This window comes from uncultured Olsenella sp. (assembly GCF_959602185.1).
In the GTDB taxonomy this organism is placed as follows: Bacteria; Actinomycetota; Coriobacteriia; order Coriobacteriales; family Atopobiaceae; genus Olsenella_I; species Olsenella_I phocaeensis.
The window spans coordinates 1-18,310 of the sequence record NZ_CAUGRZ010000012.1 but is presented as its reverse complement, the minus strand read 5'-3'; the positions used below and the strand labels follow the sequence as shown (position 1 = coordinate 18,310).

General features: G+C 67.5%; 20 protein-coding genes. 8 read left to right on the top strand and 12 right to left on the bottom strand.

Annotation, left to right across the window (positions count from 1 at the left end; genetic code table 11):
- From Q5923_RS08405 to nhaA, 6 genes are all read right to left on the bottom strand, one after another.
- The gene (locus Q5923_RS08405) at positions 1–642 is read right to left on the bottom strand and encodes a twin-arginine translocase TatA/TatE family subunit (RefSeq protein ID WP_009278770.1); all 642 of its coding nucleotides are present in this window, start codon (positions 640–642) and stop codon (positions 1–3) included.
- A gap of 9 nt (positions 643–651) precedes the next feature.
- Positions 652–969, bottom strand: coding sequence for an STAS domain-containing protein (locus Q5923_RS08400; protein ID WP_009278769.1), 318 nt, complete (start codon positions 967–969; stop codon positions 652–654).
- Between the two features lie 46 nt (positions 970–1,015).
- Positions 1,016–1,960, bottom strand: a complete 945-nt coding sequence (locus Q5923_RS08395; RefSeq protein ID WP_303133451.1) for a lipopolysaccharide assembly protein LapB — start codon at positions 1,958–1,960, stop codon at positions 1,016–1,018.
- A 130-nt stretch (positions 1,961–2,090) separates the two neighbouring features.
- Complete coding sequence (locus tag Q5923_RS08390) at positions 2,091–3,380, bottom strand: aminotransferase (protein ID WP_303133449.1); 1,290 nt, start codon at positions 3,378–3,380, stop codon at positions 2,091–2,093.
- A 176-nt stretch (positions 3,381–3,556) separates the two neighbouring features.
- Positions 3,557–3,892, bottom strand: coding sequence for a 3-demethylubiquinone-9 3-methyltransferase (locus tag Q5923_RS09580; protein WP_197414942.1), 336 nt, complete (start codon positions 3,890–3,892; stop codon positions 3,557–3,559).
- A 1-nt stretch (position 3,893) separates the two neighbouring features.
- On the bottom strand, positions 3,894–5,408 hold the full coding sequence (gene nhaA / locus Q5923_RS08380) for a Na+/H+ antiporter NhaA (RefSeq protein WP_303133447.1): 1,515 nt from the start codon (positions 5,406–5,408) through the stop codon (positions 3,894–3,896).
- Between the two features lie 298 nt (positions 5,409–5,706).
- On the opposite strand from nhaA, the gene Q5923_RS08375 reads away from it, so the two are divergent.
- The 5 genes from Q5923_RS08375 to Q5923_RS08355 all read left to right on the top strand — a co-directional run bounded on the left by Q5923_RS08375 (position 5,707) and on the right by Q5923_RS08355 (position 10,888).
- Complete coding sequence (locus tag Q5923_RS08375; RefSeq protein ID WP_303133445.1) at positions 5,707–6,564, top strand: DegV family protein; 858 nt, start codon at positions 5,707–5,709, stop codon at positions 6,562–6,564.
- A 9-nt stretch (positions 6,565–6,573) separates the two neighbouring features.
- Positions 6,574–7,365, top strand: coding sequence for a mechanosensitive ion channel family protein (locus tag Q5923_RS08370; protein WP_009278763.1), 792 nt, complete (start codon positions 6,574–6,576; stop codon positions 7,363–7,365).
- A gap of 184 nt (positions 7,366–7,549) precedes the next feature.
- On the top strand, positions 7,550–8,035 hold the full coding sequence (locus Q5923_RS08365) for an S-ribosylhomocysteine lyase (protein ID WP_009278762.1): 486 nt from the start codon (positions 7,550–7,552) through the stop codon (positions 8,033–8,035).
- 891 nt (positions 8,036–8,926) lie between these two features.
- Positions 8,927–9,904 carry a hypothetical protein gene (locus Q5923_RS08360; RefSeq protein WP_303133442.1) on the top strand — a complete coding sequence of 326 codons (978 nt, stop codon included), beginning with the start codon at positions 8,927–8,929 and terminating at the stop codon, positions 9,902–9,904.
- A gap of 282 nt (positions 9,905–10,186) precedes the next feature.
- Positions 10,187–10,888, top strand: coding sequence for a 5'-methylthioadenosine/adenosylhomocysteine nucleosidase (locus Q5923_RS08355; protein ID WP_303133440.1), 702 nt, complete (start codon positions 10,187–10,189; stop codon positions 10,886–10,888).
- Between the two features lie 20 nt (positions 10,889–10,908).
- Here the strand turns inward: Q5923_RS08355 and Q5923_RS08350 are convergent, their stop codons facing one another.
- The 3 genes from Q5923_RS08350 to Q5923_RS08340 all read right to left on the bottom strand — a co-directional run bounded on the left by Q5923_RS08350 (position 10,909) and on the right by Q5923_RS08340 (position 14,389).
- Complete coding sequence (locus tag Q5923_RS08350) at positions 10,909–13,557, bottom strand: ATP-dependent helicase (RefSeq protein ID WP_303133438.1); 2,649 nt, start codon at positions 13,555–13,557, stop codon at positions 10,909–10,911.
- A gap of 89 nt (positions 13,558–13,646) precedes the next feature.
- Complete coding sequence (locus Q5923_RS08345) at positions 13,647–14,063, bottom strand: type II toxin-antitoxin system VapC family toxin (RefSeq protein WP_072500111.1); 417 nt, start codon at positions 14,061–14,063, stop codon at positions 13,647–13,649.
- Positions 14,060–14,389 (bottom strand): hypothetical protein, encoded by a 330-nt coding sequence (locus Q5923_RS08340; protein WP_062530603.1) that lies wholly within the window; start codon positions 14,387–14,389, stop codon positions 14,060–14,062. Before Q5923_RS08340 ends, Q5923_RS08345 begins: the two co-directional genes overlap by 4 nt.
- Before the next feature lie 173 nt (positions 14,390–14,562).
- Between Q5923_RS08340 and Q5923_RS08335 the strand changes: the two genes are divergently transcribed.
- The 3 genes from Q5923_RS08335 (at position 14,563) to Q5923_RS08325 (ending at position 16,338) form a co-directional block, all read left to right on the top strand.
- Entirely contained in the window at positions 14,563–14,712 is a 150-nt protein-coding gene (locus Q5923_RS08335) for a hypothetical protein (RefSeq protein ID WP_009278756.1), read from the top strand.
- Positions 14,705–15,886, top strand: coding sequence for a cation diffusion facilitator family transporter (locus Q5923_RS08330; RefSeq protein WP_009278755.1), 1,182 nt, complete (start codon positions 14,705–14,707; stop codon positions 15,884–15,886). Before Q5923_RS08335 ends, Q5923_RS08330 begins: the two co-directional genes overlap by 8 nt.
- Before the next feature lie 95 nt (positions 15,887–15,981).
- A complete protein-coding gene (locus Q5923_RS08325) occupies positions 15,982–16,338 on the top strand; it encodes a nitrous oxide-stimulated promoter family protein (protein ID WP_303133435.1) in 357 nt (118 codons plus the stop codon).
- 35 nt (positions 16,339–16,373) lie between these two features.
- Here the strand turns inward: Q5923_RS08325 and Q5923_RS08320 are convergent, their stop codons facing one another.
- The 3 genes from Q5923_RS08320 to Q5923_RS08310 all read right to left on the bottom strand — a co-directional run.
- Positions 16,374–17,003: a CatB-related O-acetyltransferase gene (locus Q5923_RS08320; protein ID WP_303133433.1), complete on the bottom strand. Its 630-nt coding sequence runs from the start codon at positions 17,001–17,003 to the stop codon at positions 16,374–16,376.
- A gap of 94 nt (positions 17,004–17,097) precedes the next feature.
- Entirely contained in the window at positions 17,098–17,565 is a 468-nt protein-coding gene (locus Q5923_RS08315) for a low molecular weight protein-tyrosine-phosphatase (RefSeq protein ID WP_303133431.1), read from the bottom strand.
- Between the two features lie 214 nt (positions 17,566–17,779).
- Positions 17,780–18,310, bottom strand: a 531-nt coding sequence (locus tag Q5923_RS08310) for an amino acid ABC transporter ATP-binding protein (protein ID WP_303133429.1), incomplete at its 5' end; no start/stop codon positions are given.

Genomic DNA, 18,310 nt, shown 5'->3' with positions numbered 1-18,310 from the left:
CTAGTCCTCCTTGGGATCCGTCGCGTCGGCGCCGGAGTCCGCGTCCGAATCGGGGACGGGAACGGTCGTGCTGGAGTCAGCGTCCCTGCGCTTTCGGGGCCTCATGGCATAGAGGGCGGCGGCGGAGGTGTCCGGCTTCGCGGGCGCCTCCTCGGGCACGGCCGGAGCGTCCTCGGACGTGGCCGTCGCCTCGTCGGCGCCGGTGACCGTCGCGCCCTCGCCCTTGGTCCCGTCCGCTGGCGAGACGGGCGCGGGCTCCGAGGGCACGGGCTCCTCCTGAGCCGACGCGGCCTCCTTCTGGGCCGCGGCGCGCTCCGCCTCAAGGCGGGCCTTGCGCTGGGCGAAGGTCTCGGTGCTGCGACGGGAGGGGACGTCCGCGTCCGCGTCGAGGTCGGAGTCCTCGTCGAGGGCGGAACGGCGGGCGTCGCGCGCCTTGCTCGCCTGGGCGGGATCGCCCATGGCCTCGTTCAGGGGGTCGATGACCTCCGCCTGGACGACGGAGGTGAAGCCCTCCTGCGCCTCGCGGAACTGCCTGATGGCGCGGCCGATGGTCCGCCCCATGCCCGGCAGCTTGTCGGGGCCGAAGAGCAGGAACGCAAAGAGCACGATGATCGCGAGCTCGGTCTCTCCTATGCCAAACAAGATGGCCCCCTACTCCTGGGTTCCCGCCCCGAGCTCCTTGTCGACGCCGAGGAGCGAGAGCACACGGGCTATGTTCTTCTGAAGGTTGGTCACGCTGAGCGTCGCGTTGGCGTCGGCGCTGCGGTGCGCGGCACCGACCAGCACGCCGATGCCGGTCGAGTCTATGTAGGGCACCTCGGAGAAGTCGACCTCGATGGACGCGGGGCCCTCCTCGATGGCGCGGTCGAGAGCGTCGCGCAGCTCGCTGGCGTTGGACACGTCCACCTCGCCGACGACGGAGAGCACGCTCGTCTCTCCCCTCCGGCCGCTCGTAATGGAGATTCCCATCTTCGCTCCTTCGTCGATGCGGGGCCGCAAGCCCCTGCTCGTGGTCCTACAGGCTGGTGCCGGACTTGCTCGCGAGCACGTCGGAGAGGCCCTGGGTCGTGGTGCCCGAGCTCGTCCCCGTCGCGCCGGTCTGACCGGACGTGCCGCTGCCGGACGTGCTGCCGGAGTCGGCCGCCTTCGCCGCGGCATCCATGGCCGCAAGCCGCCTCTGGGCGTAGCTCTTGGCCCCGTACTCGTCGTTGGCGTCCTTCTCCTCCGCCTTCTGGTAGGCCTCCCTGGCGGAGTCGGACTCGCCGGCCGCCTCGTAGACCATGCCGAGGTTGGCCCAGGCGGGACCGTAGTCGGGCTGCGCGGCGGTCAGCTCCTCGAGGGCGGTCCTGGCCGCGTCCGTGTCGCCCGAGTAAAGCTGGCAGAGGGCTCGGTTGACGCGCACGGCGTTGGAGTCCTTCTGCTCGAGGTACTGGTCATAGTAGGAGATGGCGCTCTTCCAGAGCTCCGCGACCTGCGCCTTCTGGTCGTTGCTCGTGGCGTAGGAGCTGGAGGCGTAGGCCCAGCTCATGTAGTCGTTGCCCAGGTTGAGGAGGGTGGCGAGGCCCTTGGGGTCGGAGTCGAGCCTGGCCTTGAGCTCGTCCACGTCCTTCTGGTACCGGGCGTTGACGGCGTCGATGCCGGTGGCGGCGGAGTCCGTCGCGGAGTCGCCCGAGGACTGGTCCTGGGAGCTGGAGTCGGAGCTCGCCTGGCTCTGGCTGGCGTCGGCGGTCTTCGAGGACGACGCGGGCGAGAAGATCGCGGCGAGCGAGGGCAACATCATGGAAAGGGCCATGAGCACCGCGAAGGCCCCCACCACTATGGCGGTGACACGCCTCTTGCGGGCCTCGCGGCGCTCACGGGAGCCCGCGACACCGGCCTTGCCCCCACCGCCGACCGTGGAGGCGGCAGGCTTCGCCTTGGCGAGGCGCTTCTTGCTTGTGGGGCCTGGCTTGCGTGCCATGTGCGCGACCTTCCTCGGAACCGGGACCAACGGGTGGATTCTTGCTACAAGAGGTTAGCGCGCGGCCCCAAGGGACCACACGCATGTCGCATGATTCTACCCAAAACCCTGAGATGGACCCAAATCCCAATCAGCGGGCGCGCCTCTCGCCCTCCATCCGGGCACAGACGAGGCGCACCGCGAGCACGAAGACGTCGAGCGCGCGGCCGAGGTCCTCGAGCGAGGGGTAGGTGGGGGCTATGCGGATGTTGGAGTCTCGGGGGTCCCTGCCGTAGGGCCAGGTGGCCCCCGCGGGCGTGAGCTTCACGCCCAGCTCGCCCATGAGGGCGACGATGCGCCTCGCCGACCCCTCCGGGCCGTCGAACGAGACGAAGTAGCCGCCGTGCGGGTGGGTCCAGCTGGCGAGGCCCATGCCGCCCAGGCCCTCCTGGAGCTTTTGCTCCACCAGCGCGAAGCGCGGGCCCACGATGGCCGCATGCCTGGCCATGTGCTCCCTCACTCCCTCGAGGTCGTGCAGGAAGAGGGGGTGCGCCAGCTGCGAGAACTTCTCGGAGCTCACGCGCTCGACCGCGAAGGCGGCCCTGACCTCGGCGATGTCCTCGTCGTCTGCGGCGACGAAGGCCATGCCCGAGCTGGGGAAGGTGACCTTCGCCGTGGAGCCGAACTCATAGGCGAGGCGCGACCCGCCCGCCTTCCCGATGGCCGCGAAGATGTCGAGGAGCGCGTCGTCCCGGCCCTCGAAGCAGTGGACGACGTAGGCGTTGTCCCAGTAGATGCGGAAGTCGGGCGCGGCGGGCCTCAGGCCCGCGAAGCGGCGGACGACCTCATCGGAGTAGGTGACGCCCGTGGGGTTGGCGTACTTGGGGACGCACCAGATGCCCTTGACCGTGGGGTCGCCCTCCACGAGGTCCTGGACCAGGTCCATGTCGGGCCCGTCCTCGCCCATGGGCACCGGGACGTTCTTGATGCCGAAGCTCGCCGTGACGGCGAAGTGTCGGTCATAGCCCGGGCTGGGGCAGAGCCACTTGACCTCGCCCTGGCGGCAGAGGGGCTCGCAGCCGCCCACGCCATGGACGAAGGCGTGGGCCACGAGGTCGTGCATGAGGTTGAGGCTCGAGGAGCCGGAGACCACGACGTTCTTGGCGTCGACGCCCAGGATCTGGGCCGCGAGGCGACGTGCGGAGGGCAGGCCCTCGGGCGTGCCGTAGTTGTCGACGATGGCGTCACCGTCCACGAGGGGCGTGGAGGAGCTGACGAGGTCGAGCATGGGACGCGAGAGCGCGGTCTGCTCCGGCGAGGGCTTCCCGCGGGCCATGTCCAGCTTGAGTCCCTGCGCGACCGTCTCGTCCGCCTGCGTCTCCAGGCGTGCGAGCTCGGCATCCAGCTCTGCGTCCATCAGCTGCTCGTAGGCGTTTGCCATGGCTTCCTCCTCGGCTCTGGTCTGCGCAAGAAGTATATCCCCGCCCGGCGGGGCCACGGGACGCGCCGGGAAATCGGCAAGGGAGGCGAAACCTTCGCGGCCGCGGAGACGGCGGCCAAGGAGGCGGCCCTCGCCCGTACCCTGGGCCGGGGCCAAGATGGTCCGGGGGGCCGTCCCTACTGGACCGTCCCGTAGACCGACCCCCAGCCGTGCGCAGTGATGATCGAGTTCATCTGGTCGCAGAGCCTGGGGCGGGTGTAGCTCCCGCTGGGCATGAGCTCGACGACCTCGGCGAGGTCGTCCGGGAGGTCGACCAGCTGGGCACGGAGGACGAGGTCCATGCGGCTCACCATTCCCCCGGGCGCGTCCTCGAAGACCGCGTCCACCAGGCGCTGGAGCTCGCCGTACTCCGCTGCCGGGGCCGCCCACTCGGGAGGGACGCCCCGGCCGCCGGAGGCGCCGTCGGGAAGGGGCGCGAAGGGGTTGAGGCCCTGGCCGGCGCGCCTGCCCATGCTAGCCACGCTCCTCTCGCCCTGAGGCGTGCCCTCCGGCGACCCCGTCGGACGTGCCGCCCGCGCCGTCGCCGGCCGCGGACGACGCCTCTGACGCCCCCGCGGGTCCGCTCTCGTCGCGCGCCGCCAGCACCCGCTCGCTCACCCGCACGAAGGCGATGCCCAGGAGCGCTGCCGCGAAGGAGCCCGCCAGGATGGCGCACTTGGCGGCCACGACCTCCTCGGGGTCGGGGAAGGCCAGCCCGGCAATGAGGATGGACATGGTGAAGCCCATGCCTCCCATGATGCCCACAGCGAAGATCTGGTCCCAGCTCACGCGGCGTGGCAGCCGGGCGAAGCCCACCCTCACCAGGACCCAGGTGACCAGGATGATGCCCAGGGGCTTGCCCAGGACGGCCCCCAGGAAGACGCCCTGCGCCACGTGGTCGCCCAGCACCAGGCCGAGGTCGGTGCCCACCAGGCGCACCTGGGCGTTGGCGAAGGCGAAGAGGGGCAGGATGAGGAAGTTCACCGGGACCGAGATGAGCCGCTCGACGCGCTGCAGGGGCGGGGTCACGTGGTGCATGACCTTCTCCACGCGGACGGCCGCCTCGGTGAAGTCGTGCTGGCCCAGAACGTGGCTCGAGTCGTCGTAGCGCTCGTCCAGGCTGCCCGCCTGGTGGCCCAGCCAGTCCCTGAGGCCCGAGAGCCTGACGTCGGACTTGGCGGGGAGGAAGAAGGCCAGGACCACGCCGGCAAGGGTTGCGTGGATGCCCGAGTTGTACATGCAGAGCCAGAGACCCACGCCCACGACCAGGTAGGGCTTGGCGGAGTAGACCCTCATGCCGCTGAGCGCGGCGAGCAGGAGCACCATGAGCAGCGCGGCCGCGCACCAGCTCACGTCGATCGCCTGGCCGTAGAAGAGCGCAAGGACCACGATGGCCAGGATGTCGTCGGCGATGGCCAGGGTCTGGAAGAAGACCTTGGTCTCGGGCGCGACGCGGTCTCCCAGAAGCGACATGACGCCCAGGGCGAAGGCGATGTCCGTGGCGATGGGTATGGCCCAGCCGTGGTGCGCGCCGCCCCAGTTGAGGGCCAGGTAAATGGCCGCGGGCACGCACACGCCGCCCACCGCCGCGAGCATGGGCAGCGCCGCCTGGCGGGGACGGCGCAGCTGGCCCACGGTCATCTCGTACTTGAGCTCGATGCCCACGAGGAGGAAGAAGATGGCCATGAGGAAGTCGTTCACGAAGGCCTCGACGCTCATGGAGGCGACGACGGGGCCCAGCCCGAGGACGAGCGGCGCCTCGAGGAACTCGTGCACCAGCAGGTAGGCCGGGGAGTTTGCCACGGCGACGGCGAGCAGCGCCGCCGCGACCATGACGGCGGCGGCGATGGTCCCGTTGCTGGTGATGCGCTCTATCGAGCTCGAGCGGGAGAGGCGCCTCACCACCGCCGGCTCCCTGATGATCCCCGGATGGCGACGCAGCGCCGCTGCGCTGTGCCTCTTGCCGGACGCTTCCCTCTTGTCGGTCATTGCGCTCCCTGCATGCGTGTTCGTGTCTGGTTCGTGTCTGGTTCGTGTCTGGTTCGTGTCTGGACCCGTGGCCCGGCGCCCGCTGGCGCCGACCTCCCGTGCGGGGCCGTCCCTATAGCTTACCCATGCCCCTCTCGCCTTCGGATGGGCCTGGGGCCGTTTCCATCACTCGCCCAAGGCGAGGGACCCTCTGCCGCCGCGGCATGCAGGAGGCGCGCCCATGCCCTACCATCGACGTAGGGCGACGTCTCCTTCGCCCCATCCCAGCAGGCCGCAGACCCGGGAGGGCGCAGGCGCCATGAACGATCAACGCATCGCCGTGATCACCGATTCCGGAACCGACGTCGACGCGACGTTCGCCCGGATGCACGACGTCCGGGTGGTGCCTCTGCGCATCATCTACTCGGACGGCTCGACCTTCCAGAGCGGCGTGGACATAAGCCCCGACGAGGTCGTGAGGCGGCTCGCCGAAGAGATTCCCACCACCTCGCTGCCGTCGCCCAAGCAGATCCAGGCCACGATCGAGCAGGCGCGCGACGACGGCTACCAAAGCGCCGTCGTGGTGACCATCGCGAGCGCGCTCTCGGCCACCAACCAGACGGCACACATGGTCGCGGAGTCCATGGACTTCCCCGTCACCGTGGTCGACACGAAGTCCATCGGCATGATGGCCGGCTTCGTGGTGGAGCGCGCGGTCGAGATGATCGAGGCCGGCGTGCCCTACGAGGAGCTGGGGGACCGCCTCGCCGACGTGGCCGAGAAGACCGACGTGTTCTTTGCCGTCAAGTCGCTCGAGTACCTCTACAAGGGCGGGCGCATCAACAAGCACATCTACCGCATAGGCAGCATGCTCAACATCAAGCCGGTGCTCACCTGCGACGAGGGTGGCTACTACGTCATGGCCAAGAAGGCCCGCGGATGGGAGAAGGCCCTCTCGACCATGGTCGAGCTCTGCGCCGAGAAGGCGGGCCGCTACGAGCGCTGCCACATCGGGCTCTGCGCCTCCATCAACACCAAGGACCTGCTCGATGACCTCGAGACGCGCATCCGCGAGAAGGTGCCCAACGTCGCCTCCGTCCAGCGCTACGAGCTCTCGGCCGACCTTCTGGTCCATACCGGCCCGGATCTCGTGGGCATGGGCGCGCAGGAGGCGTAGGCGACGGGCGTGACGGCTCTGGATGAGACGAGCGTGCTGGGCCTCGGCCTGGGGGAGCTCGCCACGAGGGCGGGCTTCCTGGTCGTGGTGCTGGGCATCGCCCTGGTGGTGCAGCACTTCGTGGTGCGTGCCGCGCGCAAGGCGCTTGACGGCTCCAACGTGCCCTCCGCGTCGATCTTCGTCAACCTCCTGAGGGCGCTGGTGTGGTCCTTCGCCCTCCTGGGAGTGCTCAAGCCCGTCTTCGGCGTGGAGCCCACCGCCTTCGTCACGGCGCTGGGCGTCACCTCGCTCGTGGTCTCGCTCGGCCTGCAGGACACCATATCCAACCTGGTGGGTGGCCTGGGGCTCATGGTGGCGCACGTGGTGAGGCCCGGGGACCAGGTGACCGTCGGTGACATCTCGGGCGAGGTGGTGGACGTGACCTGGAGGTCCACCATGGTCCGCGCGCGGGACGGCAAGCTCCAGCTCATCCCCAACTCGGTGCTCAACAAGACGGCGCTGACGCGCAGGACCCGCTGGCAGGTGACCGTGGCCGACCTGCCGCTCGTGGTCGCGCCGGGCGCGGACCTGGACGCCGTGACGGAGGAGGTGCGCGGGCTGGCCCAAACGCTGCTCGCAGGGCAGCTCGACCCGGAGTTCGACGTGGAGCTGACCTTCGGGGAGCTCACACCGTTTGGCGCACGGGGCGTGGTGCACCTCCACGTGCGCGACGACGTTGTGCCCGCGGCCGCCGTGGACACCCTGGCGCGGGCGCTGGCGAGGCGTGCCTGGCTCGCGCGGGCCGAGGTCGGGCAGGCCTAGGCGTTGTGAGCCATGGTGATGTTGACGCCCGCGACGCATGACGTAGGCAGGAGGCCGCGGCGAAGGCCGCACGCCACTCTCGCCTGATGTTCTGCCCTCGCCTGACGCGTCGCTCTCACCTGGCATATCATCTGCTGGAAACGACATCGCAGCCGTGGGCGCGACCCCGGCAAGGAGGACAAGCATGGAGAAGATCGCCAGCTTCCAGATCGACCACCTCACGCTCGAGCCGGGCGTCTACGTGTCGCGCGTGGACTCGTGGCAGGGCGTGGACGTGACCACCTTCGACCTGCGCCTCACCGCGCCCAACCGGGAACCGCCGATGGACACCGCCGCGGCGCACGCGGTCGAGCACCTCGCCGCGACCTTCCTGCGCAACGATCCCGAGTGGTCCGACCGCGTGGTCTACTTCGGGCCCATGGGCTGCCGCACTGGCTTCTACCTGCTGCTCTTTGGCCTGCTCGAGTCCAAGGACGTGATTGGCCTGGTGACGAGGCTCTTCGAGTTCATCGAGGGCTTCGAGGGCGAGGTGCCCGGCGCCCGACCCGAGGAGTGCGGCAACTGGCACGACAGCGACCTCGCACAGGCGCGCTGGTGGGCACGGCGCTACCTTGAGGGGACGCTGCGCGGCATCGACGAGGCTCACATGAGCTATCCCACCGGAGCGTAGGACCTGGCGCCACCGGAGATTGCGCACTCGACCGTCTCCTGCGCTCAAGTCATGCCTCCCAGGACGCCCAGTGCGCACTTCTCGGCTGCCACTACGTCCGGCGCGCGCCTCTCATCCGCCACTACGTCAAACGCGCGCGAGCATCGCCCTCGCAACGTCAAATGCGTGCCTCGCTGCATCGACTACGTCCAGCACGCGTAAGCATCACCCGACTGCGCCCGACGCGCGCCATACGTCACCAATAACGTCGAGCGCGTGCGAATTTCGCTCGACAACGTCGAACGCGTTTTTCGGCAATCGCCCAACTGGGCAAACGTGACGCTCTCGGGCGCATTGGACGCTTTCGACTGCATTCGGCACACGTTGGGCGCCGTCGGCGGTACACGGCACGCATCGGGCGCCGTCAGTGGAACATAAGACGCGCTGGACGCTCTCGGTTGGGGGCGGCGCGCGTCGGGCGTTTTCGGCGGCGCGCGGCGCGCGTTGAGCACAGTCAGTTGCCTCATGCGCACCGAGCGCCGACGATGACTGACACTTTTTGACCGAACGACACATGAAAGCGCAGGTGGCAAACACTCACAACATGCCGACGGCACCACGGCGAGCGCCGGGCACCGTCAGCGGTCGTCTTTGGACGGCGGGCGTCACGGAATTCTCGCCACCCTCCCTTGCCAAGGAACGCCACGCATCATTCAGCCTGGCCTTTCCGCAGCTCACGAAGTCGCACACCAGTCTGGTGCAAGCTGCATGCAAGTCTCGTGCAAGCACGTTTTATTCCGTATCCTAAATCCGCGCGTGCCCCACGTACGGTGGTTGTTACGGCCCTATGGCAAGTCCCAGGGCCTGACCGACCAGAAAAAGGCATCACACGTTGTGAAGGGGACACGGGCCATGCCGAGGAGAGAGGACTTCCTCAACAGGATCGACGCGCGGCTCGACGAGGCGGATCGCAACGGACGCTTCGCCTGCATGCTCGGCAGAACCGACAGGGAGGCAATGGGACGGCTCGTGCATAGTGGCATGTTGCACAGCCCCTATCCGGGGGTCTTCGTCCACAGCGAGCTATGGCAGTCCCTTGGAATCGGGGAGCAACAGCTGAGGCTCGCACGTTCCCTCGGCGCAATGCACCCTGACTGGACTTTCTGCGACGCGACCGCCGCACTCGCTCACGGCCTCCCCGTGTCCCACCGACAGCTCTCCCACGTACACGTCTGCCACCTTGGCAGCGGGCGTCACTCCCGCGGCCTCGTGCGATGGCACGCCACCGATGCTGGAGAAACGACGTTCGCCTCGGGCATCAGGGTGACCTCCCTGGAGCGAAGTGCCGTCGACTGCCTTCTCTCGATGGACTTCGGAGACGGTCTGGCGGTAGCTGACGCGACGCTGCGGCGCCTGGAATCGCATACGGACTCACTCGACAAGGCCCTCGGCCGGCTTGGCGCCGGACGGCGCGGCATCAGGCAGGCGCGTCTCACCCTCTCGCATGCCGACCCCCGTTCCGAGAGTGGTGGCGAGTCAATCGCCCGTGCGCGGATGATAGAGCTCGGCTTCGTCGTACCTGAACTGCAGGTGGAGTTCGTCGACCCTCTCACTGGCAAAGGTAGCCGCGTCGACTTCCTGTGGAGGCTCTCGGACGGAAGCATGGTCGTCGGTGAACTCGACGGACGGCAGAAGTACGTCGATCCGGCCATGACGCAGGGACGAGACGCCGTCGAGCTGCTCTCGGCAGAGAGGCTGAGGGAGTCGAGGCTCACACGGTCGGCAAGGGTCGTTCGCTTCTCGTTCGCGGACGTCTGCAACGCAGACTACTTCGAGCGCCTCCTGGATTCGTTTCGCATACCACGACGTCCGGGCTTCCGGCACGTGTGACGACACCCAGCGCGCACGAGCGTCGTTCCGTAACGTCGGACACGCGCGAGTTTCTCCCCACGACGTCCAACGCGTGTCGTGTACCGCCGACGGCGCGCGTTGGGCGTAGCCGATGGCGCATGGCGCACGTCGGACGTCGTCGGTGACTGCCAACACGCACTGGGCGCTCCCGGCAGCCCCGGACGCTCGTACGAAACTCCGCTCGAAGGCCTAGAATCCGTGACGTCGACGAATGGAGCACAAGAAAGCCAAATCGCACGGCATGGCAGGGAGGAGCCGCACATGAAGGTCGGAATCATCGGCGCCATGGAGGTCGAGGTCGAGAGTCTCGTCGCGGGCATCGCGGACGACGAGGTCACGAGTCTCACGGGTATGGAGTTCCACGAGGGCACTCTCGAAGGTGTTCCCGTCGTGGTGGTGCGCTGCGGCGTGGGCAAGGTCAACGCAGCCGTCTGTGCGGAGGCCCTGGCGGTCCGCTTCGACGTCACGCACGTCATCAACACCGGCGTCGCCGGCTCGCTCAACGCCCGCCTCGACATCGGAGACATCCTCGTCTCGCACGACGCCGTCCACCACGACATGGACGTGAGCGCGCTGGGATACGCCAAGGGAGAGGTGCCCGGCCTCCCCGTCGTGGCCTTCCCGGCAAGCGAGGGGCTCGTCTCTGCCGTGGCTCGCGCCGTAAGCCAACTTGACCTGGGCATCTCTTGCATAGAGGGACGAGTCGCCTCGGGCGACCAGTTCGTGAGCGGCCAGGGCCAGAAGGACCGCATCGTCCAAGAGTTCCAGGCCGACTGCTGCGAGATGGAGGGCGCGTCCATCGCGCATGCCTGCTGGCTGAACGGCATCCCCTTTGCCATCGTGCGTGCGATCAGCGACAAGGCGGACGGCTCGGCACAGCAGGACTACCCCAGCTTCGAGCGCAAGGCCGCCCACGACTGCGCGGCAATCGTGCGAAAGACCCTCGAGCTGCTGGGCGCCTGAGCTGCTGGGCGCCTGAGCCGCTAGCCCTCGATCTTGACGATGGGAGCGAAGCCCTTCATCAGCTTCTTCGTCTTGCCCGTCCGGCTGAAGAAGACCTCGATCGTGTCCCCCGAGGCGGACTTCACGACGCCAGGACCAAAGGTCTTGTGAGAGACGCGGTCCCCGGGGGCAAAGCTCTCGGCCGCCTTCGCGCGGTCGCGCTGGATCGGAGCCGGACCCGTGGGACGGGCCGCGGGAGAGCCTCCGGTCGAACGGGTCCGCGAGCCGAAGACGTGCCCTCCGTAGACCTCCGAGCCACGTCCGGAACCGTAGGTTCCATGGCGGTCGCCACGCTTCTCCCAGCCCACGCCGCTGAAGCCCGAGGAGCCCACACCGGTGGCATGGACGTCCTCCGCGGGAATTTCGTTCAGGAAGCGGCTGCGTGGGTTCGTCGAGACCGAGCCAAAGGTCCTGCGCGTCGCGGCATAGGTGAGATAGAGCCGCCTCTCCGCACGCGTGATGGCGACGTAGGCGAGCCTCCTCTCCTCCTCGATGCTCTCGGGGTCCCCCTCATGGGCACGGTGCGGGAAGATGCCCTCCTCGAGGCCGGCCACGAAGACGACGGGGAACTCCAGTCCCTTGGCGGAGTGCACGGTCATCATGGTGACGGCGCTGGACTGGCCCGCCAGGGAGTCGAGGTCGGAGCGCAGGGCGAGCCACTCCATGAGGGCGGGAAGCTTCTCCGCGGCTGCAGGTGGCATCTCTCTGTCTTCTGGCAGTTCGACGTTCGCTTCGCTCGCTCGCCAAGGCGACTCACTGTCAGAGGACGGAGAGACGGCAGCTGCGGGAGCTTGGTCCGCCGACACGTCAGGGGCGTCGGCGAGGTCGAGGGCGCCGGCCTCGCGAAGCTGGCGCAGGCTCTCCAACGTCTCGGTGACGTCGTCGTGAGTCTCGTCGAACTCCTGCGCGACACCGAAGAACTCCTTGATGTTCTCTATGCGGCTGTCCGCCTCGACCGTCTGCTCCGCCTCGAGCGCCTTTATGAGGCCCGAGCGCTCCACGATCATCTGGACCACGTCGCCCAGGTCGCCCGAGAAGTGACGGGCGACCTCGATGGCGCCGGTGAACTGGGCGAGGCCGCCTCGGGCCTTTGCGCCCACGATGCCAGGCTCGTCCACGCAGGCCTCCGCGGCGGCGAAGAACGAGATGCCCTCCTCGGCGGCGTACTGCTGGATCTTGCGGATCGAGGTGCTGCCGATGCCGCGCCTCGGCGTGTTGACCACGCGCAGGGCGCTCACGTCGTCGTTGGGGTTCACGACGAGCTTGAGGTATGCCATCACGTCACGGATCTCTGCGCGGTCGAAGAAGCGCGTGCCACCCACGATCTTGTAGGGCACGCCCGCGCGCAGGAACATGTCCTCGAGAATGCGCGACTGCGCGTTGGTCCGGTAGAAGACTGCCACGTCGTCGTAGCTGGTGCCCTGGTCGTGCAGCTTCTCTATCTCGGAGCCGATCCAACGTCCCTCGTCGCGCTCGTCGGAGGCCTGGAAGACCTCGATCTTCTCGCCATCGCCACCATCCGTGAACAGGCGCTTCGCCTCGCGACGCGAGTTGTTGCACACCACGGCGTTGGCGGCGCTCAGGATGTGGCCGGTGGAGCGGTAGTTCTGCTCGAGCTTCACCACCGTGGCCCCCGGGTAGTCCTTGCGGAAGCTCAGGATGTTCTGGATGTCGGCGCCGCGCCAGGAGTAGATGGACTGGTCGTCGTCGCCCACGACCATGAGGTTCTTGTACTTGCGCGCCAGGAGGTTGGTGATGGCGTACTGCACGCCATTGGTGTCCTGGTACTCGTCCACGCTGATCTGGCGGAAGCGCTCCTGGTAGGAGTCGAGCACCTCGGGATACTTGGAGAGGAGCTCGAAGGTCTTGACCAGGAGGTCGTCGAAGTCCATGGCGTTGGCCCGGGCGAGGCGGCGCTCGAGGGAGTGGTACACGCGAGCGGCCGCGCGCTCGACGGGCGACTTGGCCTGCGCCTCCATCTCGTCGGGCGAGACGAGCGCGTTCTTCGCCTTGCTGATGAGCGAGCGGATGGCGGGGAGCGGGCATTGCTTCTGGTCTATGTCGAGGTCCGACATGATGGACTTGACCAGGCGCTTCGAGTCGTCGTCGTCGTAGATGCTGAAGTTGCCCCGGTAGCCCAGGCGCTCGCCGTCCTCGCGGAGCATGCGCACGCACATGGCGTGGAAGGTGCAGACCCACATGCCGCGGGTACCACCAGGCAGGAGCTTGCCCAGGCGCTCGCGCATCTCGGCCGCAGCCTTGTTGGTGAAGGTGATGGCCAGGACCTGCCAGGGTCGCACCCCCTCGTCCTGGATCATGTGGGCGATGCGGAAGGTGAGGACGCGCGTCTTGCCCGACCCCGCACCAGCGAGCACCAGCAGGGGCCCCTTCGTGCACTCCGCCGCCCTGCGCTGGGCGGGGTTGAGGCCCGCGAGGTCCACGCCGCCTTGCGCGGCGCGGGGGTTCGCGGGCGGGACCCAGGCGGGCTCTTCCGCGGCACGGGCCGCATCGGCAGCCACGGGGGCTGTCGCAGCATCGGGCCGGGCGGGATGCGCCGGCATCGTGGGCACGGGCGCGGTCGTAAGGTCACTGCCAAAGAGGCTGGTCTGGAACTCGTCGAAGCTGGGCATTGCACTCCTGAGGTCGGTGGCGTCCGTAAGAGTCTAACCCCCGCCCCGGACACATTGGCAAACCCCATGCCCAATCCGCACGGTTGGCCTCATTCCCCGTCAGTCGGCAGCTCGTGCACAGTGTCGACGCCACACTCCTCGCAAAGTGACAGGAGCCCCTTGTCCAAGGTGAAGAGCGTTGCCCCGAGCCTACGAGCGAGCACCAGGTAAAAGAGGTCGTAGGCGGGATGGCCCAGCCTCATGGACTCGCCCAGCGCCTCACGGGCGAGCACCGCCATGTCCGCGAAGCCATCCACGAGCGCGAGAGAGTCTTCGAGAAGCGCCAGGGCACCAGCCCTGTCAAGCAGCCCCGCCCGGAAATACTTGAAGGCGACGTTGCTCGCCTCTACCAGCAGGAGGGAGGGCGCGACAATGGTCTCGTCCTCATGCATCAGTCCCGCAAGCGCCCTGCCCTCAGCACTGTCTCGGGCAATCTCCACGGCCGCCGAGCAATCCAGCACGATCATCGGGTATCACGGTCCTCTCTCACGAGTTCCGCAGCGTTGGGAAAGCCATCCGGGAGCTCGAAGCAGACGCGCGAGCGAATCCTCTCGAGAACAAGCCGGCGCCTCGCCCTGCGCTCCTCGCGATTCCCCTCGATGCGGATTCCTAGGCTCTCGAGCTCGGGGGTCTCGATGTGGCGGTTCCGCTCACGGAGGACACGCCCCTCTGCGAAGTGCTCCTCGACGATCACTGTCATCTGCTGCGCCAAGGAGCGGCGCTCGAGCCGCGCCTCCTCCGCCACTTTCTCGTAGAGGTCCTGGGGCATCTCCCTCACCTGTACGGCTGGCATCTTATCTCCTTCGTTTTGCATGCGTCACGCATCCATACTAGCATGGTGAGAAAGCCAGAAAGACATGATTGGCGGCATGCCGTTCGCCAAGACGGGTTCGGGGTACCATTCCACGTTACCGGGCATCGCAAGCCCACGGACTCCAGAGCGGCGGTCGAGTCAGGAGGTAGCGGGTGTCTCACAAGATTCTTCTCCACACCGTCGTAGACGACGAGGAGGTCATGCGCATGGCCATAGGCGCAACCTGCGAGCTTCTCGTCGAGGGACGAACGTTGGCCCATGTCGTGGCCGCCACATCCCACTACAAGGAGGGCCATGACTGAGTGGCTGGTGCGGACCTTCGTCAGGGACGCGGACAACACCTCGTCGGCAGCGGTGCGCTCGGGCTACGGCAGGCTCTCGAGCGTCACCTGCATCGTGCTCAACGTATTGCTCTGCCTCTCCAAGGGCATGGTCGGCGTCGTGGTGGGCTCCGTCTCGATCGTCGCCGATGCCATCAACAACCTCTCCGACGCCTCGAGCAACGTGGTGAGCCTCATCGGCTTCAAGCTCGCCAGCCGCCCTGCCGACGAGGGCCATCCCTACGGGCACGGCCGCTACGAGTATCTCGCTGGCATGGTGGTGGCGGTCCTGGTCGTGGCCGTCGGCGTGCAGCTCGCCCGCTCCTCGGTGGAGAGGATCCTCGCCCCCCAGGCCCCCGGCCTCGACCTGGTGACCGTGGGAATCCTGCTCCTTTCCATCGTGGTAAAGCTGTGGATGGCACGCTTCAACAGGTCGCTCGCCCGACGCATCGGCTCGGGCGTGCTCGAGGCCACGGCCGTCGACTCCAGGAATGACGTCATCGCCACCTCGGCCGTCCTTCTCGCCTCGCTCGCCTCCGCGGCAAGCGGACGCGACCTGGACGGCTGGGCGGGACTTGCCGTCGCCGCCTTCATCGTGGCGAGCGGCATCGGCCTGTTGCGCGACACCGTGGACCCCCTCATGGGCCAGACGCCCTCCGCCGAGCTGGTGCAGCGGGTGTACGAGAGGATCATGTCATATCCGGGGGTGTTGGGCACGCATGACCTGCTGATTCACGACTACGGTCCCGGAAGGCAGTTTGCCAGTGCCCACGTCGAGATGGCTGCGGACGCCACCGTGCGGCAGAGCCACCTGGTCCTGGACCGGATCGAACGGGAGCTGCTTCAGGACGAGCACCTGCGCATCATCCTGCACTGCGACCCCATCGAGACCGAGGTCGGCAGCGATGACCTGCGCAACTGGGTCTCGGGCGAGCTCGCTGGGCTCGACCGGCGCCTGAGCGTCCACGACGTGGACTTCTGGCGGGACCGGGGACTCATGCGCGTGCGACTGGACTGCAGGAAGCCGGACGGCGTGGACATCTCGGACGACGAGCTGCGCCAGGCGGTCGAGGCCATCGTGCGCAGGCGCGTGCCTGGCGCGGACGTGGAACTCACCATCGACACGGGCTACGTCTCCCCCGCCTCAGAGGAGTAGCGCCCCCTCGGCTTGCGCTCTCGCGACCCCGAAGTTAGTCTTGACTAATGGACTCAACGAATGACTTCGTCGGGCGACGGAACGGGCGGGCCGAATTGGGCAAGGACGAAAAGGTCGAGAGAAAGCGCCGACGCGAGGCCGAGGTCGTCTCGCAGATGATCGCCCTGCACTGCCATGCGCTCCATGGCTCGCGTGACGGCCTGTGCGACGAATGCGCCAACCTGCTCGACTACGCGCTCGCCCGCATAGCTCGCTGCCCCCACATGGCGACGAAGACCTTCTGCTCGCAGTGCCCCACGCACTGCTACGCCCCGGCGCGTGCGGAACAGATCCGCGAGGTGATGCGCTGGGCGGGACCCCGCATGCTCCTGCACCACCCCGTCATGGCCATCCATCACGCACTCGAGACCATGGCTGCGGCGTGGCGCGCCAGGCGCGCTCAGGCGAGCTGAGCGAGAGGCGCTCCCTTCTCCTCCGATCGCCCTGACTACAAGCCGGCCTTTATCGCAAGCAAGGCATCTCGACTCGAATCCAAATCCAGGCTCGTCAGATAGGGAATCGCACGGTCCAGCTGCCCGTCGCTGAAGTCCCACCACCTTAGGGCCTCGAGGAACTCGATGGTCTCGTCCTCGAAGCGAAACCTGACGACCTTGGCGGGGTTGCCCACGACAACCGCATATGCGGGAACGTCCTTGGCCACCACGGCACGCGCGCCGATGATCGCCCCATCCTCGATGCGCACGCCCGGCATGATGGTCGCCTGACGCCCGATCCAGACGTCGTTGCCTATGATCGTGTCGCCCCTGTCGGGCATGTCCTTCTTCTCGATCGTCGTCCTGCGCGCCCAATCCAGGCTCACCTGGTTGAAGGGAAAGGACGAGAAGCAGTCGGTCGCATGGTTCGCCGCACCCATGATTATCTCCACGCCCACCGCAATCGAGACGAAGCTTCCTATCTTCAGGCTCCCATGGCCGGGATAGTTGTAATGGACGACGTCCCGGTCAAAGACCGTGTCCGGGTCGTCGTCCAGCGAGTAGTAGGAGTACTTCCCGACCGAGATGTTATCGGCCAGCCTCTGTTCGCTCAGTATCAGCATGTTCTTGTTTCTGACGTCCATGCCAGGCTCTTTCCTCTCCGCTATGCCAGCTGCTATGCCAGCGCACTTCGTTCCGCCAGCAAGATGAAGTCGTCCGCCTTACTGGTACCCAGCGTCAATGCGCCTGATCGTCGCAGACGAGCCGGGCGAGAAGCGCCGCGCACCCAACGCTCACGTCGCGATACGTTGCGTCGAAGTCGCCCGTGTACCAGGGGTCGGCCACGTCTCGACCCTCCCCCGCCCAGTCCAGGAGCTTCGAGACCTTGCCTTCCGGGTCGTCGCCGATGATGCGCGAGAGGCCCCGGCGGTTCTCCTCGTCCATGATCACCAGATAGTCGAAGGAGTCGTAGTCCGCACGCGTGACCTGGCGGGCGCGATGGTGCCCGCAGGGCACGCCCTCGCGCTCGAGCTTCCTCCGGGTGCCGGGATGGACGTCGTTGCCTATCTCCTCGCGGCTGGTCGCCGCGGAGTCGATCCGGAACTCCGTCTCGAGCCCCGCCTCGCGCACGAGCTGCTCCATCACGTACTGCGCCATGGTCGACCTGCAGATGTTGCCGTGACAGATGAACAGGATGCTGGTCATGGGTCTCCTCGTCAGTCTTGCCTTGCCCGGATGTAGTCCCGCAAAGCACCCTTGGATGGTAGCAAGCGCCGTAGTCAGCTGCGGACTTCCCTTTTGGCAAAGTCCGCAGCTGACTCAAGCACACGAGAAGAAGCGGGCGAGAGAGGCGCCCCCTCTGGTCAGGGCCGACAGCCAAGAGGACCACCCCCTCGGCCCGAACCTCCGCAGCTCTCGCCTAGTGGCCCTTGATGGAGTCCAGGAAGTCCCTCGCACGCTGGGACTTGGGATGGTCGAAGAACTCCGCCGGCGAGCCCTCCTCCACGATTTGGCCGTCGGCCATGAAGACCACGCGGTCGCTCACGCGGCGGGCGAAGTTCATCTCGTGCGTGACCACCACCATGGTCATGCCCTGGCGGGCGAGCTCGACCATGACGTCCAGGACCTCGTTGATCATCTCGGGGTCAAGGGCGCTCGTGGGTTCGTCGAAGAGCATGGCCTTGGGGTGCATGGCCAGCGAGCGCGCGATGGCCACGCGCTGTTGCTGCCCGCCCGAGAGCTGGGCCGGCACCTTCTGCGCCTGCTCGGCCACGCCCACGCGCCTCAGGAGCTCCATCGCCTCGGCCTCGGCCTCCTTGCGGGGCCTTCCCAGCACCTCGACGGGACCCATGGTCACGTTGTCCAGGATGCTCTTGTGCGCGAAGAGGTTGAAGGACTGGAACACCATGCCGATCTCGGCGCGCACGACGGCGAGATCGCGGCCCTCCTC